Raw genomic sequence first — 15,972 nt, forward strand, 5'->3', positions numbered from 1 at the left:
CCCTGAACTGCAACCTCTTTGGTGGAGCTAAGGGGACTCGAACCCCTGACCCCCACACTGCCAGTGTGGTGCGCTACCAGCTGCGCCATAGCCCCATGTTTAGTTGTGTGCTCGGACGAAGTTACACCACGGCGACGGGCTCTCAAAATCTCAGCGCTCAGGACCGCCGACATCCTCTGCTACTTCCTGCATACTCCTAACCTGCGGTGACGCAAGTCTCCCCAGCGTCTCCGGTGCGAACACCCACGCCACAGCCGCGATCAGCGGCATCGCACCACCCACCACGAACGCCCATCCGTACGACGTGTGCTCGGCGATGACCCCCGCGACGACGGGTCCTATCACCAGCCCGATATCGGAGGTCATCTGGAAGGTCGCCAGTGCCGTCCCTGCCCGGCCCCGGCTGCCCACCACATCGGCCACCGCGGCCTGTTGCGGCGACGCATACAAACCGGCGCCTATCCCACCGATAAGCGACAGCACGATGAGCGCCGGCAGCGACGACGTGAAGCCCATCGCCACCACGGTCGAACCGCAGACCACCAACCCGGCCACCACCAGCGGCTTACGCCCGATGTCATCGGACCACGATCCCGCGAGAAAAGCCGTGGACACGTCCCCCGCCGCGAATGCGGCGAACACCAGTCCAGCGGCGCCCGGTCGCTGATGCAGCGCCTCGATCACAAACAGCGGCAGCAAGGCCCCACGGATTCCGAAGATGGCCCACCCCGCACTGAAATTCGACATCAGCGCGGCCAGGAAGGTTCGGTGATGCAGCGCGGATTTCAGTGTCACCGGAGCGCCGTGATGCTCGTCGGCGACCTCCAGCAGCGTGGAGCGCCGCAGCCCGAAGTGGACCAGCACGGCGACGGCCACCAGCGCCGCCGCGTAGATGATGAACGGTGCCGAAAGACTCAGGCCCACCACGGCACTACCCAAGACCGGACCGGCCACCATCCCGAGCAGGAAGCTCGACCCGTACAGACCCTGTGCACGCCCGCGAATCTCTTCGGGCGCGATGCGCACCAGCAGCGCGGCCGCCGACACGGTGAACATGGTGGAGCCGACACCGCCGAGCGAACGGAACACCAGCAGCTGCCAGTAGTCATGCACGAAGGCGCAGCACCCGGTGGATAACGCGACGATCAGCAGCCCGGACATGTAGACCCAGCGCTCCCCCAGCCGCTGCACCAGCGCGCCGGCGGCCGGTGCGAACACCAGCCGGAATGCGGCGAACGAACTCACCACCGCGGTCGCCGCCGTGACACTGACCCCGAAGCTGCGCGCGTACTGCGGCAATGCGGGTGCCACCACGCCAAACCCCAGCGCGATCACCAGGCACGCGACAACCAGGACCCAGATCTCCCAAGGCAGGCGCGGTTCAGTGTCCGCCTCGTTACCGGGACAGCCGCTTACCCGATCACCGATGAGACCACCTCGCGGGCAGCGTCCTGCACCTGCCGCAAGTGTTCTGCCCCCAGAAACGATTCTGCATAGATCTTGTATACATCCTCGGTACCCGACGGCCGTGCCGCGAACCAGGCATTTTCGGTGACAACCTTGAGCCCGCCGATCGGTGCACCGTTGCCGGGCGCATTGGTCAGCTTGGCGACGATGGGCTCACCGGCCAGTTCGGTGGCGCTGACCTGCTCGGGCGATAGCTTGCCCAACACAGCCTTCTGCTCACGGCTCGCGGGCGCATCGACACGAGCATATGTTGGCGCGCCGTACTTCTCGGTCAGCTGCGCGTAGCGCTGCGAGGGCGTAGCCCCGGTGACCGCGAGGATCTCCGAGGCCAGCAGGGCGGCGATGATGCCGTCCTTGTCGGTGGTCCACACCGATCCGTCACGACGCAGGAAGGACGCCCCGGCGCTCTCCTCGCCACCGAAACCGATTGTCCCGCCGATCAACCCGTCCACAAACCACTTGAATCCAACCGGCACCTCGAGCAGCGTTCGGTTCAGCCCGGCCACCACCCGGTCGATGATCGACGAACTCACCAGCGTCTTGCCTACGGCGGTCTCGGCGGCCCAACCGTCCCGGTGGCTGAACAGGTAGTCGATGGCCACCGCCAGGTAGTGGTTGGGATTCATCAGTCCCGCATCGGGAGTCACGATGCCGTGTCGATCCGAGTCGGCGTCGTTCCCGGTCGCGATCTGGTACTTGTCCCGCGACGCCACCAACGAGGCCATCGCATCGGGCGAGGAGCAGTCCATCCGGATCTTGCCGTCATGATCCAGAGTCATGAACCGCCAGGTGGCATCCACAAGCGGGTTCACCACGGTCAGGTCCAGCGACCAGCGATCGGCGATGGCCGCCCAGTAGTCGACGCTGGCCCCGCCCAGCGGGTCGGCGCCGATCCGGATGTCTGCGCCCTTGATGACATCGAGGTCGATGATGTTGATGAGGTCGTCCACATATGTCTGCTGAAAGTCATACCGCTGCACGGATTTCAGCGCCTCTGCCAGCGGGACCCGTTTCACCGAGCGCCAGCCCGAGCGCAGAATCTCGTTGGCCCGCGCGGCGATCGCCCCGGTGGCATCGGTATCGGCAGGGCCGCCATGCGGTGGGTTGTATTTGAACCCGCCGTCGCGGGGCGGGTTATGCGACGGGGTAACGACTATCCCGTCGGCCAGCCCCGTGGTCTTGCCCTGGTTGTGCCGCAGGATGGCGTGGCTCACCGCCGGAGTCGGGGTGTATCGGTCCCGTGAATCCACGTCCACCACAACACCATTGGCGACCAAAACCTCCAGGGCGCTGGTCCACGCGGGTTCGGAGAGCGCATGGGTGTCACGGCCGATGAACAGTGGCCCGCTGGTGCCCTGCGAGGCCCGGTATTCGACGATGGCCTGGGTAGTAGCGACGATGTGCGCCTCGTTGAAGGCGCCGTCGAGACTCGACCCCCGGTGCCCGGAGGTCCCGAAGACGACCTGCTGTGCCACGTCCCCCGGGTCGGGGTCAATCGCGTAGTACGCCGTCACCACGTGGGCGATGTCGATGAGGTCTTCCGGCTGGGCCGGCTGTCCGGCGCGCGCGTTGCTCACCCGCCTGATTCTGCCCGGATCAAGTGAACCGTGTCTTACCGAACGGTCGCTATTGGAGTGGCTGAATGCCGACGGCGGTGCCGTAGGCACACACCTCGACGCCCGTGTTGGCGTACTCGGTGGTCTCGAATCGGAACGCGACCACCGCATTCGCGCCGCGCGACTCGGCTTCTGCCGCCAATCGGGACAGTGCCTCGCGACGACTCTCGTGCAACAACTGAGTGATGCCCTTGAGCTCACCGCCCGCAATCGACTTGAACGAAGCGGCAAGGTTGGAGCCGATGTGCCGCGATCGCACGGTCAAACCGAAGACCTCGCCGAACACCGCGGCGATCTTGTACCCGGGGATGTCGTTGCTCGTCACAATGATCATGGGCCCAAGGTACCGCCGCCACGTGATCAGACGATCGACGTGGCGTCCTGCCACAGCGGGCGCCGATCCCCGTCGGGATCGGCCTCTAGCCTGGACGGATTATCGATGATCAACACCTGACGCTCCGGCACCGTGTGGGCGGGCCAGCCGTCACCGGGGCTCCCGGTGCGCGCGAATGACAGCCAGCGCCTCTGCATCTCGTCGCTGACGGCCCGTGCGGCGGCGCGATCTTTGCGTCCCGCCAGGATGGGCCCGGCGACGGTCCGGTAGGTACCGAAGACCGCGAGGAGTTCGATCGCGTGGGTGGGTCCCAGCCCGTAACGGCGTAATGCGCGCGTCGCGTAGTCGTACCGGTAGAAGTACGTCGGCGCGTATTGGCCGTGCGCCTCTGCCACGCGCCATGCCGCCGAGCCGAATGCCAGGTCGCCGGCCAGCTGTAGGAGCGCCTTCTCCGACGGATACCCGTGGTAACTATCGACAATGCGCTGAACAAACTCCGGCCCGTCCTTGGACAACGCGTGCTCCAGCGCCTCCGGGGTGATCGGAAGGATCTTGAGGATCTTGGTGAACAGAGTCGCCTCTTCGGCGTTGTACCCAATGATGAGTGGAACACGATGTGCCTCACCGCGTTCCATGGCCTCGACCGGATCGAGAGGCAGTACGTCACCGTCGACGCTCGGCCCGATCCGCAGCGACAGCCCTGGTACGTGTTTGGCCGATCCGATCAGCCGGAACAGGGCCTTCACCAGATTCTTCGGCTTCGCGGAGAGAACTGTTTCGGCCGCGTTCGAGTCGGTCGCACCCAGATACTTCGCGAACTGGCGCGCGTTCACCACGGCATCCTGGGCGCTGACCACCAGCCCGCTGGCGGTGCTCTGGCAGATTGCCCGGTGGAACAGTCCTGCGGCCGAGGGCACCGCAAGCAGCGTGTTCACGGCGTGCGACCCGGCGCTCTCCCCGAAGATCGTCACGTTGTGGGGATCACCCCCGAAGGCACCGATGTTGTCGCGCACCCACTGCAGCGCCAGCACCAAGTCCCGTAGGTACAGGTTGCTGTCGATGGTGTGCTTCTCGTCCGACAGCGACGAGAGGTCCACGCAGCCGAGCCCACCCAAGCGGTAGTTGACCGACACATACACACATCCACGGCGTGCAAGACTCGCGCCGTCATACAGCGGGGTCGCCGAGCTACCCAGGAAGTAACCACCACCATGGATGAAGAACATCACCGGCAACGGCCCACTGACCGGCCCCTCGGGCGCGACCACGTTGAGGGTCAGGCAGTCCTCGCTGAGCTTCTGCGGCTTGCCGGGCAGGATGATCGCGAAGCGATGCTGCTGGATGGAGGCCGCACCCCAGGTGCGGCACTTGCGCACTCCCGTCCACGGCTGGGCCGGGCGTGGCGCGCGCAGGCGCAGCGGACCCACCGGCGGCTCAGCGTAGGGAATCCCACGGAAGCGATGCACGCCGCCTCGGGTGAATCCTTCGACGGTGCCGTTGACGGTGTTGATGCGGATGGGCTTCTTTGCCATCGGCACATCCTAGGTAACCAACCGGTTGGGCCACAATGGTCAAATCAAAGGGTGAGGCTGAAGCCTTCCCACGCCGCGCGACGTGTCGCCTCCGGGTCCAGCTCCACGCGCGTGGCGTGGTCGAACACCATCACCGCGCGATCCGACGGCTCGTAGACCGGCCAACCGTCACCGGGAATTCCACTGCGCGCGAACGCAAGCCAGCGTCGTTGCACATCATTGCTGACTCGCACCGCATCACGCTGGCCAAGAGCTCCCGCCATCACAGTGCCCATCGCACCGCGGTAACTATCGAACACCGCGAGCAATTCGGTGGCATGTGTGGCACCCATTCCGGCCATGCGCAGCGCACCGGGCGCATAGTCGTACCGGTAGAAATACACCGGTGCGTACCGATGGTGCGCCTCCGCCATTTGCCAGGCGGCCGTCGAGAAATTCATATCTCCGGCGAGTTTGACCCGTGCGGATCGCCCCGGATATCCCGGATATGCCGCCACGATGCGGTCACGATGGACGGGCCCGCCCCGCATCAGCATCCCCTCCAGCGCCTCCTCGGACAACGGCATCATCTTGAGCACCCGCGTGAACAGCTTGGCCTCGTCGGCGTTGTGCCCGACGATCAACGGAACGCGATGTGCCTCACCGTGTTCCATGGCCTCGACGGGGTGACGCGGCAGATAGTGACCATCGATGCATGGACCGATCGCAAACGATCCGCCGGGCATGTTCGTCACGATGTCGGCAATCAGTGCGTCGAGGGCGGCCCCCAGTTCGGCGGGGGTCGCACGCAGCACCGCCTGTGCGGCCGCTTCCGGTGCTGCCCCGAGGATGTGGGCGAATTTCTGGGCATAAAGCGCAGCCGAATCGGCGGGCACGGCCATTCCACTGGCGGTGCTCTGACAGATCGCACGGTGAAACAGGCCGCCGGCTGCGGGGGTGGCCATCAGCGTCTCCACGCAGTGCGCTCCGGCGCTCTCGCCGAAAATCGTCACATTCTGCGGGTCACCGCCGAAAGTGGCGATGTTGTCATGCACCCACTGCAGGGCCAGCACTACATCGCGCAGAAACAGGTTGCCGTCAATGGTGTGTTCGCGATTGGACAGCGATGACAGATCGAGCGCGCCCAGTGCTCCCACCCGGTAGTTCACCGAGACGTACACACATCCGCGCCGGGCCAGCGAGCCGCCGTCGTACAGCGGGGTGGCCGAGCTACCCAGGAGGTAACCGCCGCCGTAGATGAAGAACATCACCGGTAGCGGTTCGTTGGATGGGCGGTCAGGAGTGACGACGTTGACCGTCAGGCAGTCCTCGCTGGCCCGCTGCACGCGCCCGGGCCCCAGCACTCGGTAGCGGCGCCGCTGCGGTGCCGCCGCGCCGAATTCGGTGCAGTCACGCACCCCGTCCCACGGCAGAGCCGGTTGCGGCGCCCGCAGGCGCAGTAATCCGATCGGCGGGCGGGCGTAGGGAATGGACCGGAAGCGCCGCACGCCTCCCCGCACGAAGCCTTCGACGATTCCGTTGGGAGTGCTCACGCGGACAGTGGGCGTCTTCGACCCTGATGCCATGGCAGTCAAGATAGCTGTCCGCGACGTCGAGCGCCGTGCTGGTTGCCGGAAAACTGAGCAAATCGGGGTAATTCGAGTGCAGCAACGCCCTCCGCCACAGATAACTGATCACGGTCTCCAGAAATCAGTGCCCGCCATCTCGGCTGATTTCAGCCCGGTCACGGGAACATACCTATCGATGCACCAATAGCCACATTGGCCCCACAGGCCACTATCGTCACGGGAGTCAATTGCTGACGTCGAGATGGCGTCCTGCCCCGGGAAGGTCTGACATGTCGAGGCGTCGCCGAATCTCCGTGGTTTTGATGACCTCGGCCGTTATCGGATCAAGCGTCGCCATCGATGTTGCGCCCCTGGCGTACGCCGACCCATGCACCGGCCCGGCCGCGGGCCTGCAGCCACCGACCCCGGTTCCCGACGACGGTATGCCCGGCCAGGCTCCCCCGATCGGCCGCAGGCCCGCGGGCGCCAATGACAAGGCCCCACTGCCGGAGCTGGGCAAGCTGCCGCTGGCCATCCTCAAGCAGGTCCTGCCTCAACAGAGCGCCAAGAAGAAGCCCGGATGGGCTCAGGAGCTGGCGCATCCGGGCCTGCCCAACCCCCCAGAACCCGGCTCACCGAACAATCTGCAAGATCAGCAGGCCGCTGCCGTCGCTCCCGCTCCTCCGGCTCCTGCCGTCGGCCCGGCCGCCGAGGCCGCCGTCTCCCCGAGCACGTCGGTCGTCGGCTGGGTGACCGGGGTGGACACCGGCGCCAACACCCTTCAGAAGTTCAGCATCTCCGGTACCGACCTCGGAATCATGTGGGACAACGGCGATTCCGCCGGCCGCCAGGTGCTGATGGCCTTTGGCGATACCTACGGATACTGCGGAATGAGAAGCCAGCAGTGGCGGTACAACACCCTGCTGCGCACCCAGGACAAGTCGCTTTCACGCGGCCTGGCCGTGGCGGAGGGATCGACCTCCAATCCGTACGCCGGATCTCCACAGTCACGCCCCGGCTATTCCAAGCAGATCATCCCGCCCATCAAGTGGGCCGCCCAGGAACGGGGCATCATTCCCACGGCCGCCATCTCCGTCGGACGTACGCAGTACATGAACTACATGTCCATCAAGAGCTGGGACAGCGCCGGGGAATGGACCACCAACTACTCGGCCACCGCGGTGTCCAACGACAACGGTCAGAACTGGAAGACCTTCCCGCAGAGCATTCGTCCGGCCTCCCCCGACGCCATCAGCCAGGTTCCCTTCACGCCGGGCAATGAGAACTTTCAACAGGCCGCCTACGTCAAAGGCAACGACGGCTACATCTACATCTTCGGAACCCCTTCCGGGCGAAGCGGATCCGGCTTCGTGTCGCGCGCGTTGCCCGGCAACCTGCCCGACGCCACCAAGCATGAGTTCTGGAACACCGACCGGGGCTCCTGGGTGCCGGGTGACCCCAATGCGGCGACCCCGATCCTCTCGGGCCCGGTGGGTGAGATGTCGGCGCAATACAACACCTACCTCAAGAAGTACCTGGTGATGTACGGCGACAAGCAGGGAGACGTCCTGCTCTCGACCTCCCCGGCGCCGCAGGGCCCGTGGAGTCCACCACAGGTCATCGTCACCGAATCACAGATGCCAGGTGGCCCCTACGCGCCGTACCTGCATCCGTGGACAACCGGCAAGGAGTTGTACTTCAACTTGTCGCTGTGGTCGGCCTACAACGTGATGTTGATGCGAACAACCCTTCCGTAATTTGCCGCGTCAGCCCTAAATCCGCTCAATGATGGTCGCGTTCGCCAAACCGCCTGCCTCACACATGGTTTGCAAACCATAGCGTCCGCCGGTCTGCTCCAACACCGATACCAGTGTGGTCATCAACCGCCCACCGCTGGCCCCCAGCGGGTGCCCGATGGCGGTGGCGCCGCCGTTGATGTTGACCTTGGACAAATCGGCACCGGTCTCCGCCCGCCAGGCCAGAACCACCGAGGCAAAGGCCTCGTTGACTTCGAAGGCGTCGATATCCGCCAACGATAGACCCGCGCGGTCAAGGACTTTCGCGGTCGCGGGGATGACTCCGGTAAGCATGTACAACGGATCATCACCCACCACCGCCACCGAATGCACGCGGGCCCGCGGAGTCAGCCCAAGACGCTTGGCGGTCTCACTGGAGGTGATGAGCACAGCCGATGCGCCATCGTTGATCGGCGACGAATTCCCCGCCGTCACCTTCCAGTCAATCTGCGGGAAGCGTTGCTCCCACAACTCATTACGGAAGGCGGGTTTGAGCCCCGCCAAGACGTCCACAGTGGTCGATGACCTCACGGATTCGTCGGTGAGCACCTCAACCAACTCACCATCGACGTTGGGGGCCTTGATCGGCGCCACATCGCGCGCGAATCTCCCCTCGGCCCAGGCCTGCGCGGCGCGACGGTGACTCTCGGCCGCGAAGGCATCCAGATCCCGGCGCGACAGGTTCCACTTCTGCGCGATCAGTTCCGCGCTAATGCCCTGCGGGACGAGACCTTCCGGATAGCGACCGGCAACCCCCGAGCCGAAAAAGTCCTTGCCCAGGCTCTGGCTGCCCATGGGTACCCGACTCATCGACTCGATACCCGAAGCGATCACGACGTCATACGCGCCTGCGATCACCCCTTGCGCGGCAAAGTGAATGGCCTGCTGACTGCTGCCACATTGCCGATCCACGGTGACCGCCGGGACTGTCTCGGGCAATCCGGCTGCCAGCGCCGCCCACCTCGCGGTGTTGGAACTCTGCTCCCCCACCTGCCCGACCGCCCCACTGATGACGTCATCCACGAGAGCCGGATCTATCCCGGTGCGTTCGACGAGTGCGCGAATGGCGTGTGCGTGTAGATCGACCGGGTGCACACCCGAGAGCGATCCCCCGGGCTTTCCCTTTCCGACGGGTGTACGCACCGCGTCGACGATGACTGCATCTCTCATTGCCCTGCCTCCTGAATTCGCCGTTGAACTCCTCTTCTGCCGGTATACGCTCGGTCAGTTGGAATTCACAACTAAGTGTGACCAAGTGCATAACGTGCTAAGTTGGATTTCACGACTATGAGAAATTGCTCGATAGCCAATACCCTCGATGTGATCGGGGAACGCTGGACCCTGCTGGCCCTGCGCGAGATCATGCTGGGCAATCGACGCTTCGACGAGATTGTTCGCAACACCGGCGCCAGCCGCGACATCCTGGCCACCCGGCTGCGCAAGCTCGTGGCCGCCGGCGTGCTGGAGAAGCGCCAGTACGAACAGCGTCCTCCCCGTTATGAATACCTGCTGACCGAATCGGGGCGTGCGCTGCGGCCGGTGCTGTTCGCCTTGATGGACTGGGGCGACAAGTTCGTCACGCAGGGTCCTCCGCCGAGCGTGTGGGAACACGAATGCGGGTCGGTGCTGCATATCCATCCGGCCTGCGAAAGTTGCGGAGAGACAGTGACCTTCGACGACATTACCGCGCGACGAATCGGCAAGGTGCGATGAGCTCAAAGCCTTTGACCTATCAGCCCGCAGGAGCCACATACCTGACCGAAAGTGGCTGGCCCGCCACCCCGCCCGCCTTACGGCGATACGAGCGGACCGTCACCATCGGGCACGGAGAGCACGCATGGCAAGAGGCTTCGCAAGCAGTGCTGAACTGGGGTGTCAAGCGCCGCAGCGGGTTCCGGGTGAATCCGGAGGCGACAGCGTGTGAGGGTACCGAGTTTCAGATCAGCCTCGGATGGGGGCCATTCAGCGTTCACGAGCCGGTACGCGTTGTCACCGTGACCAACACCGACGACCGGTGCGGTTTCGCGTACGGAACGTTGCCGGGCCATCCCGTGTCGGGCGAGGAAGCATTCATCGTGCACCGGAACGACGACGGGACGGTGTTCCTCACGCTGCGCTCGTTGACGCAGCCTGCACCATCCGGATTCTGGAGGCTGGTGTTTCCGGCGCTTCTGGTGGCGCAATGGGTCTTCCGCCGCCGATACCTACGGTCGCTGCGCTCCTAGGCGTCGGAGGCCGCGAGGTCCACCAACGCGCGTGCCGGTCCAGTCGGCGCAGCACCTGGTCGCCACACCGCCCGGAACTGGCGCGTGAAGTCGGTGCCGTCGGCGAGCGTCACCTCGACCAACGTCCCGGCCGACAGTTCGGGCGCCGCGATGAGGCGGCTGATCACCGCGGGTGCCAATCCCGTTGCCGCAGCCGCTTTGATCGCGGCCGCTGAACCCAGCTCCGCCGCCGGTGCCGCCGGCTGGCACACCTGGCTCAGCACCTCCCAGACGGTGTCGCGGGTTCCCGAACCCGGCTCGCGCATCAGCAGCGGCGTGGTCGCGAGCTCACGCAGCGTCACCGGCTTGCGGCGCCGCGCCCACTTGTGCCCCTGCCCCACCACGATGACCAGCTCGTCAGCGCCCAGCACCTCCCCAGCCAAGCCTGCGGGTGCGTGCGGTCCCTCAATGAATCCCAGGGTCGCGCTTCCGGCCCGCACCAGCTCGCACACCTGCTGCGTGTTGCCGACCTCAAGTGACACCGGGACGTCGGCATGCCGTCCACGAAGTGCCGTGAGCCACAGCGGCATCCGGTGATCGGCGATGGTACGCGAGGCAGCGACCACCAGACGCGGCGTGTGACCGGAATGCAGAGCCGCCACACCCGCAACGAACTCTCGCGCCGCCGCCAGGACCGGGGCGGCGTGGCCGACCACCGCAAGTCCGGCGTCGGTCAACCGAGACCCGGTGGGACCTCGCTCCAGCAGCACCAGCCGCAGACGGCGTTCCAAAGCCCGCATTCGCATGCTAGCCGCGGGCTGGGAGATGCCGTGCCTGCGGGCCGCCGCCCCGAGGCTGCCCGTCTCGGCAACGGACACCAGCAGGTCCAGCACATCGAGGTCGGGCGTGCCCGGAGGTAGAGGCATAAGTACAGTTTATGAGGTTCCGTCAAAATGCCTGGTCATTGCCCCTGATTACGATGGGAAGGCTATGGACGACAACGATATCCACCACCTTCGGCGCTGTGTCGAGCTGGCATCCGAAGCCCTTGACGCGGGCGACGAGCCCTTTGGATCACTACTCACCGGACCCGATGGCACCGTGCTGACCGAAGATCGCAACCGCGTTGGTGGAGGCGATTCGACCCGTCATCCCGAGTTCGAACTCGCACGGTGGTCTGCCGAGCATCTTTCACCGGGCGAGCGCGCGGCATCCACCGTCTACACCTCTGGTGAGCATTGCCCAATGTGTTCGGCGGCCCATGCCTGGGTCGGCCTAGGGCGGATCGTGTACGCCAGCTCCTCGGCCCAGCTGACGCAGTGGCTCACCGCGCTTGGTGCGCCCCCGAGTCCGGTCGCGGCGCTGTCGATCAATGCAGTGGCCCCCGGTATCGAGACCGACGGTCCGGTGCCGGATCTCGCAGCAGAGGTACACGCCTTGCATGTCCGTTTCCGCAACGGCTGATCAGCTCACTTGACGCACGCGACGCCGTCGGCACCCATCTGGCTCAAGTCGGTCGGCGCCGGCGCCTGAACACCGGTTCCCGTTGCCGCCACTGCGGTCATCACGTCGCTGGAATTGGCCTCCGCCGACGAATCGGCCTTCTTACCGGCACTGTGGTGCGCGATGTAGTCGTCCGCAGGAAACTGCGAGCCCACCGTCAACTGGACCGTCCCGGGTGCAACCGCACCGGATTCCGTCATCGGCAGGTGCAGTTGATCGGCGAGCGCTTGCGCGCCCTCCTGGGCATCTGAGCCGTACATGATCGAGCTCTCGGTCGACATGGACTCTGCCGTCGTCGCCCGACCACGCGTGAATCCCCGGGCGGTAAAGGCATCTTCGATCGCCGCACCCAGCCCATCCCGATCCGTCGCATTGACAACGTTGAGCACTACGGGCGCCGACAGAGAAACTGCCGTCGGCGGCGCGGCCGCAGCGGGCGGCGCGGGAGGGATATCGGCGGAGAAGCGGTCATGCACGATCTGCCGGATCGTGGGCAGATCGACGATGTTGACGTCCGAGCCGTTGGCATCGTGGCCGAAGTCAGAGATGGGCAGCGTGTAAAAAGACATCGGCCGCTTGGTCAGTTGAGAGGCGCGCGCTGCGAAGTCGACGAGGTTGAGCCCGGAGTCGATCGCGACGTTCTCGTGTGCGACGTTCAGGATGTTGCGTATCGCAGCGGGATTGGACATCACCCCGCCCTTGCGAACCGCGGTCAACAGCGACACGAGGAAGGCCTGCTGGCGCCTGGTGCGGTCCATGTCCGTAAACGAGCCGTCGTTTTCGTCCCGTCGTTGCCTGACAAAGGCCATCGCCTGGGATGCGTCGATCTGCTGAACGCCCTCGTGGAAGTTGGCCCCGGAGAACTCGTCGATCGTGTCGTGGTTCAGGCACACGGTGATGGGCTGCACCGCCTTGGCGATCTGGAAGAACGCGGCAAGGGTCACCTCCACGAAATGATCGATCGGCACACCCAGAAAGTTGCTCACCGTGTCGATCTGGGCCTTGCGCCCTGCCTCGCGGGCGGCCTGCTCGCGCGCGGTCAGATCGTTGGCGCCCGCCACATCGGAGCCGCCGCTGGCCTGCCGATCCAGCGCCTGCTGGTAGGCGAATCCGTACGCCTGCTTGACCTTGCCCTTACACACCGACCCGGGGCAACCCGCCAAATCCACGTAGTCGTCACGCGGGATCGACACCGCCGTCATGGGACCACCATCGCCCGGGATGTGAACCACAATCAGCACATTGGCGTTGTATCCACCGGACGTCTCGTCACCGGCGTGCAGCGCGTCGTACATCTCCTGCGGCAGCGGCTGGCCATTTTGGTCAAGCCGACTATCCAGGCCCATGAGCAAGATGTTCTGATCCTGCCCGGCAGGTGTCAGCACTCCGGGCAACACATGCGAAGTGATGATCTGCCCGACCGTCGTGTTGTACCCGGCCCAGCCAAAACCCGTGATGGCCATGACAAATGCCGCAGCAATACCGGCGACCAGCCGGCCCTTCTGCAGCACCCAGCGCTGCGCCTGCCCAGTTTGTAGATCGCCCATGACGATTGACCATTGTTCTGGACAATCCGGCCAAAACAGGGCAAGCGCGCACCGACCTCTCCGGCGAGTCCTCCTTCAACGTTCGACTGTGAGGTAGGTGTGAATTTGCCAGGGCCGCTCGCTAATCCGCGCGCGTGAGCCCCAAGACCGGGATGACGCGGGTGGTCTTGCGTTCATACTCGGCGAAGTTCTCAAAGCGCTCAGCCTGGAGCCCGTAAATCCGGTCGCGCTCCTCACCCACCACATCACGCACCGCCACCGGGTAGTGGTCGTCGCCGATCTCCACCGATACCTGATCCGGGTGAGCCAGCGCGTTGTAGTACCAACCGGAGCTGTTCTCCCGCCCATTGTTGGAGGCGAATACGTAGATCTCGCCACCCTCCCCGCCCGGCTGGTAGGCCATCGGGTTCTGACGAGGCTCGCCCGACTTGGCACCCACGGTATGCAGGATCAACATGTCGAATTGCGCAAAGAAGCCACCGGCACCGCCGGTTTCGCGGATCTCGGTCATGACATTGGCGTGGAAATCATTGGGGGTCGTCTCGGTCATAACAGGTTCAATGTCAATCGAGCTGACACTATTCCGATCGCCGCAAGAAATCTTTGACGAGTCTGTCGACGAACCCGCCGTCGACGGACTCACCCGTCACGATGACGCGGTAGTACAACGGCGCCACCAACCGTTCGGCCAGACCAGCAACATCCGCATCGGACGGCAGCTCCCCTCGGCGCACGGCGCGCGCGATCGGAATCTGGTCGCGCGCCTGCTGCTCGCGTAGATAGCGGGCGCGGAACGCATCGGCGAGTTGCGGGTCATGCTGCGACTGGCCGATCAAGGCCCGGAACACCGCGCCGGCGTCGTCGGTGGTGAGAAATTGTGCGGTGGTGGCCAAGTGGTGCCGCAGGTCGGCTTCGAGGCCGCCGAGGTCTGGTGGATCGAGCTGGAAAGCGGCATCTTCCAGAAAGACGTCCATCAACACGTCCGCCTTCGAGTTCCACCATCGATAGACGGTCTGCTTGGCCACTCCGGCAGCCTTGGCGATGCCCTCCATGGTGACTCCGGCATAGCCCTTGGCGACCAGCAGATCATCGGCCGCATGGATGATCGCTTCGCGCGCGGTCTCGCTGCGGCCATGCCGGTTTCCGTAATGACGGCGCGCCTCGTCGGACTCGCGAGCCTTCGCCGTCTCCTTCACAACATTCATCGAATCATCACCCTAGACTAGACGAGACGTTGCGTCTATTCTAAACGCATGACAACAACACTTCATGAACCTGAATTCGCCACGATCGTGGACCGGCTCTTCGAGAACGCGTCGCATGATGCGCCCCCCGTCGACCGGGACACCTTCCACACAAAGTCTGTCGAGGAGCGCGTCAAGCTGTTCCAAAACACCTACGTCCCCATCGCGCCCGATGCCGGACGGCTGCTCTACAGCCTGGTCCGCGCGGCCAAGCCGAAGACGATCGTCGAGTACGGCCTGTCGTACGGCATCTCGACCCTGCATTCGGCCGCCGCTGTTCGCGATAACGGTTTTGGACGCATCATCACCACCGAGATGAACACCACGAAGATCGCGGCTTCCCGCGCGACCTTCGCCGAGGCTGGGGTGTCCGATCTGATCACCATCCTGGAGGGCGACGCCCGCGAGACGCTGAAGACGGTTGAGGGGCCCATCGAATTTCTGCTGCTTGACGGCTGGCCGGACCTCGACCTGCCGATCCTCAAGCTCCTCGAGGACAAGCTGGCACCCGGCGCGCTCGTCATCGCCGACAACGTCGGATTTGAAAGCAGCAAGCCATATTTGGAGTACATCCGTACCCCAGAGAACGGCTATGTGAGTGTGGCCTCACCCATCGGGGAATGCATGGAGCTCAGCTGCCGTTGTGCGTAACGGTGCAATCTCACCCAAAGCGTTGGCGGCGGTCGTCTCGCCAAAGTCTCCCGCCGCCAACGCCTTCAGAACCACTCCAGGAAGGTGTGGCATGTTCAAATCTACCCTCGGCCTGTCGGCAGTGGCATGTACTTCGCTCGCATTGCTGTCTGCGGCGCCCGCTTCCGCGGGACCCAAATCCCCACAGACACCCAGCGAACTCGGTGCCCAGCTGCAATCGCAGGGCTATAAAGTTCAGTACGAACGAATCGGCAACTGCGCCTTGGACGCCGGCTCGGTGGTCGGCACCCGGATTGGCCCGGCGGTGTGGGCCGATACCACCACCCAGACCAAGGCCGGTGGCGGCGTTGGAGACGGAGCCGGAACCCGCGGAGGCGTCACGTGGAGCCACGATGTTGACCACCAGATCGCATACATCACGGTGGCGTGCAAACGCGCCGCGAAATGAACTAGTGGCGATTGGCAAATAATGGGATGCGTGAGCCGCCCCGGAGACGTAGCATGCCTGAAATCATCAGTGCCGCAAGGTAG

The 15,972-nt window shown here is 64.7% G+C and carries 16 protein-coding genes and 1 tRNA gene; 6 read left to right on the top strand and 11 right to left on the bottom strand.

What is annotated here, in order from left to right; all coding sequences use genetic code 11:
• Nucleotides 1-19 precede the first annotated feature (19 nt).
• The 6 genes from HBA99_RS17625 to HBA99_RS17650 form a co-directional block, all read right to left on the bottom strand.
• Nucleotides 20-95 (bottom strand) — tRNA-Ala (locus HBA99_RS17625).
• A 55-nt stretch (nucleotides 96-150) separates the two neighbouring features.
• Nucleotides 151-1,428 carry an MFS transporter gene (locus tag HBA99_RS17630; protein ID WP_109494286.1) on the bottom strand — a complete coding sequence of 426 codons (1,278 nt, stop codon included), beginning with the start codon at nucleotides 1,426-1,428 and terminating at the stop codon, nucleotides 151-153.
• Entirely contained in the window at nucleotides 1,413-3,044 is a 1,632-nt protein-coding gene (gene pgm / locus HBA99_RS17635; RefSeq protein ID WP_070952172.1) for a phosphoglucomutase (alpha-D-glucose-1,6-bisphosphate-dependent), read from the bottom strand. The genes HBA99_RS17630 and pgm overlap by 16 nt, the downstream gene beginning before the upstream one ends.
• A gap of 49 nt (nucleotides 3,045-3,093) precedes the next feature.
• On the bottom strand, nucleotides 3,094-3,417 hold the full coding sequence (locus HBA99_RS17640) for a YbjQ family protein (RefSeq protein WP_030097012.1): 324 nt from the start codon (nucleotides 3,415-3,417) through the stop codon (nucleotides 3,094-3,096).
• A 26-nt stretch (nucleotides 3,418-3,443) separates the two neighbouring features.
• Nucleotides 3,444-4,949, bottom strand: a complete 1,506-nt coding sequence (locus HBA99_RS17645) for a carboxylesterase/lipase family protein (protein WP_057968163.1) — start codon at nucleotides 4,947-4,949, stop codon at nucleotides 3,444-3,446.
• 44 nt (nucleotides 4,950-4,993) lie between these two features.
• The gene (locus HBA99_RS17650; protein WP_070952171.1) at nucleotides 4,994-6,514 is read right to left on the bottom strand and encodes a carboxylesterase/lipase family protein; all 1,521 of its coding nucleotides are present in this window, start codon (nucleotides 6,512-6,514) and stop codon (nucleotides 4,994-4,996) included.
• Nucleotides 6,515-6,786: 272 nt separating this feature from the next.
• Here HBA99_RS17650 and HBA99_RS17655 point away from each other — a divergent pair, with 272 nt between their 5' ends.
• Nucleotides 6,787-8,253 carry a DUF4185 domain-containing protein gene (locus HBA99_RS17655; protein WP_070950754.1) on the top strand — a complete coding sequence of 489 codons (1,467 nt, stop codon included), beginning with the start codon at nucleotides 6,787-6,789 and terminating at the stop codon, nucleotides 8,251-8,253.
• A 15-nt stretch (nucleotides 8,254-8,268) separates the two neighbouring features.
• On the opposite strand, the gene HBA99_RS17660 is transcribed toward HBA99_RS17655, so the two are convergent.
• On the bottom strand, nucleotides 8,269-9,462 hold the full coding sequence (locus tag HBA99_RS17660; RefSeq protein ID WP_070950753.1) for a thiolase family protein: 1,194 nt from the start codon (nucleotides 9,460-9,462) through the stop codon (nucleotides 8,269-8,271).
• 117 nt (nucleotides 9,463-9,579) lie between these two features.
• On the opposite strand from HBA99_RS17660, the gene HBA99_RS17665 reads away from it, so the two are divergent.
• Nucleotides 9,580-10,005: a winged helix-turn-helix transcriptional regulator gene (locus tag HBA99_RS17665; RefSeq protein WP_070952170.1), complete on the top strand. Its 426-nt coding sequence runs from the start codon at nucleotides 9,580-9,582 to the stop codon at nucleotides 10,003-10,005.
• Nucleotides 10,002-10,517 carry a DUF1990 family protein gene (locus HBA99_RS17670; protein ID WP_070952169.1) on the top strand — a complete coding sequence of 172 codons (516 nt, stop codon included), beginning with the start codon at nucleotides 10,002-10,004 and terminating at the stop codon, nucleotides 10,515-10,517. The genes HBA99_RS17665 and HBA99_RS17670 overlap by 4 nt, the downstream gene beginning before the upstream one ends.
• Here the strand turns inward: HBA99_RS17670 and HBA99_RS17675 are convergent.
• Nucleotides 10,514-11,422 carry a LysR family transcriptional regulator gene (locus HBA99_RS17675; protein ID WP_057968156.1) on the bottom strand — a complete coding sequence of 303 codons (909 nt, stop codon included), beginning with the start codon at nucleotides 11,420-11,422 and terminating at the stop codon, nucleotides 10,514-10,516. The two genes, HBA99_RS17670 and HBA99_RS17675, sit on opposite strands and share 4 nt — an antisense overlap.
• A gap of 64 nt (nucleotides 11,423-11,486) precedes the next feature.
• On the opposite strand from HBA99_RS17675, the gene HBA99_RS17680 reads away from it, so the two are divergent.
• A complete protein-coding gene (locus tag HBA99_RS17680; protein WP_070924713.1) occupies nucleotides 11,487-11,960 on the top strand; it encodes a nucleoside deaminase in 474 nt (157 codons plus the stop codon).
• A gap of 5 nt (nucleotides 11,961-11,965) precedes the next feature.
• Here the strand turns inward: HBA99_RS17680 and HBA99_RS17685 are convergent, their stop codons facing one another.
• The 3 genes from HBA99_RS17685 to HBA99_RS17695 all read right to left on the bottom strand — a co-directional run bounded on the left by HBA99_RS17685 (nucleotide 11,966) and on the right by HBA99_RS17695 (nucleotide 14,751).
• Nucleotides 11,966-13,546 carry an LCP family protein gene (locus HBA99_RS17685; protein WP_070952168.1) on the bottom strand — a complete coding sequence of 527 codons (1,581 nt, stop codon included), beginning with the start codon at nucleotides 13,544-13,546 and terminating at the stop codon, nucleotides 11,966-11,968.
• A gap of 121 nt (nucleotides 13,547-13,667) precedes the next feature.
• Nucleotides 13,668-14,096 (bottom strand): nitroreductase/quinone reductase family protein, encoded by a 429-nt coding sequence (locus tag HBA99_RS17690; RefSeq protein WP_057968159.1) that lies wholly within the window; start codon nucleotides 14,094-14,096, stop codon nucleotides 13,668-13,670.
• Nucleotides 14,097-14,124: 28 nt separating this feature from the next.
• Nucleotides 14,125-14,751, bottom strand: a complete 627-nt coding sequence (locus HBA99_RS17695; protein ID WP_070952167.1) for a TetR/AcrR family transcriptional regulator — start codon at nucleotides 14,749-14,751, stop codon at nucleotides 14,125-14,127.
• Nucleotides 14,752-14,799: 48 nt separating this feature from the next.
• Between HBA99_RS17695 and HBA99_RS17700 the strand changes: the two genes are divergently transcribed.
• A complete protein-coding gene (locus tag HBA99_RS17700) occupies nucleotides 14,800-15,441 on the top strand; it encodes an O-methyltransferase (RefSeq protein WP_070952166.1) in 642 nt (213 codons plus the stop codon).
• Between the two features lie 91 nt (nucleotides 15,442-15,532).
• Nucleotides 15,533-15,889: a hypothetical protein gene (locus HBA99_RS17705; protein WP_044105227.1), complete on the top strand. Its 357-nt coding sequence runs from the start codon at nucleotides 15,533-15,535 to the stop codon at nucleotides 15,887-15,889.
• The last annotated feature ends 83 nt before the right edge of the window (nucleotides 15,890-15,972 follow it).

Source organism: Mycobacteroides chelonae (assembly GCF_016767715.1).
In the GTDB taxonomy this organism is placed as follows: domain Bacteria; phylum Actinomycetota; class Actinomycetes; order Mycobacteriales; family Mycobacteriaceae; genus Mycobacterium; species Mycobacterium gwanakae.

Bases quoted from the DNA above. Each gene is read 5' to 3' on its own strand.
- HBA99_RS17640 (WP_030097012.1), bottom strand. From the start codon at position 3,417: ATGATCATTGTGACGAGCAACGACATCCCCGGGTACAAGATCGCCGCG.
- HBA99_RS17645 (WP_057968163.1), bottom strand. From the start codon at position 4,949: ATGGCAAAGAAGCCCATCCGCATCAACACCGTCAACGGCACCGTCGAA.
- HBA99_RS17650 (WP_070952171.1), bottom strand. From the start codon at position 6,514: ATGGCATCAGGGTCGAAGACGCCCACTGTCCGCGTGAGCACTCCCAAC.
- HBA99_RS17655 (WP_070950754.1), top strand. From the start codon at position 6,787: ATGTCGAGGCGTCGCCGAATCTCCGTGGTTTTGATGACCTCGGCCGTT.
- HBA99_RS17660 (WP_070950753.1), bottom strand. From the start codon at position 9,462: ATGAGAGATGCAGTCATCGTCGACGCGGTGCGTACACCCGTCGGAAAG.
- HBA99_RS17665 (WP_070952170.1), top strand. From the start codon at position 9,580: ATGAGAAATTGCTCGATAGCCAATACCCTCGATGTGATCGGGGAACGC.
- HBA99_RS17670 (WP_070952169.1), top strand. From the start codon at position 10,002: ATGAGCTCAAAGCCTTTGACCTATCAGCCCGCAGGAGCCACATACCTG.
- HBA99_RS17675 (WP_057968156.1), bottom strand. From the start codon at position 11,422: ATGCCTCTACCTCCGGGCACGCCCGACCTCGATGTGCTGGACCTGCTG.
- HBA99_RS17680 (WP_070924713.1), top strand. From the start codon at position 11,487: ATGGACGACAACGATATCCACCACCTTCGGCGCTGTGTCGAGCTGGCA.
- HBA99_RS17685 (WP_070952168.1), bottom strand. From the start codon at position 13,546: ATGGGCGATCTACAAACTGGGCAGGCGCAGCGCTGGGTGCTGCAGAAG.
- HBA99_RS17690 (WP_057968159.1), bottom strand. From the start codon at position 14,096: ATGACCGAGACGACCCCCAATGATTTCCACGCCAATGTCATGACCGAG.
- HBA99_RS17695 (WP_070952167.1), bottom strand. From the start codon at position 14,751: ATGAATGTTGTGAAGGAGACGGCGAAGGCTCGCGAGTCCGACGAGGCG.
- HBA99_RS17700 (WP_070952166.1), top strand. From the start codon at position 14,800: ATGACAACAACACTTCATGAACCTGAATTCGCCACGATCGTGGACCGG.
- HBA99_RS17705 (WP_044105227.1), top strand. From the start codon at position 15,533: ATGTTCAAATCTACCCTCGGCCTGTCGGCAGTGGCATGTACTTCGCTC.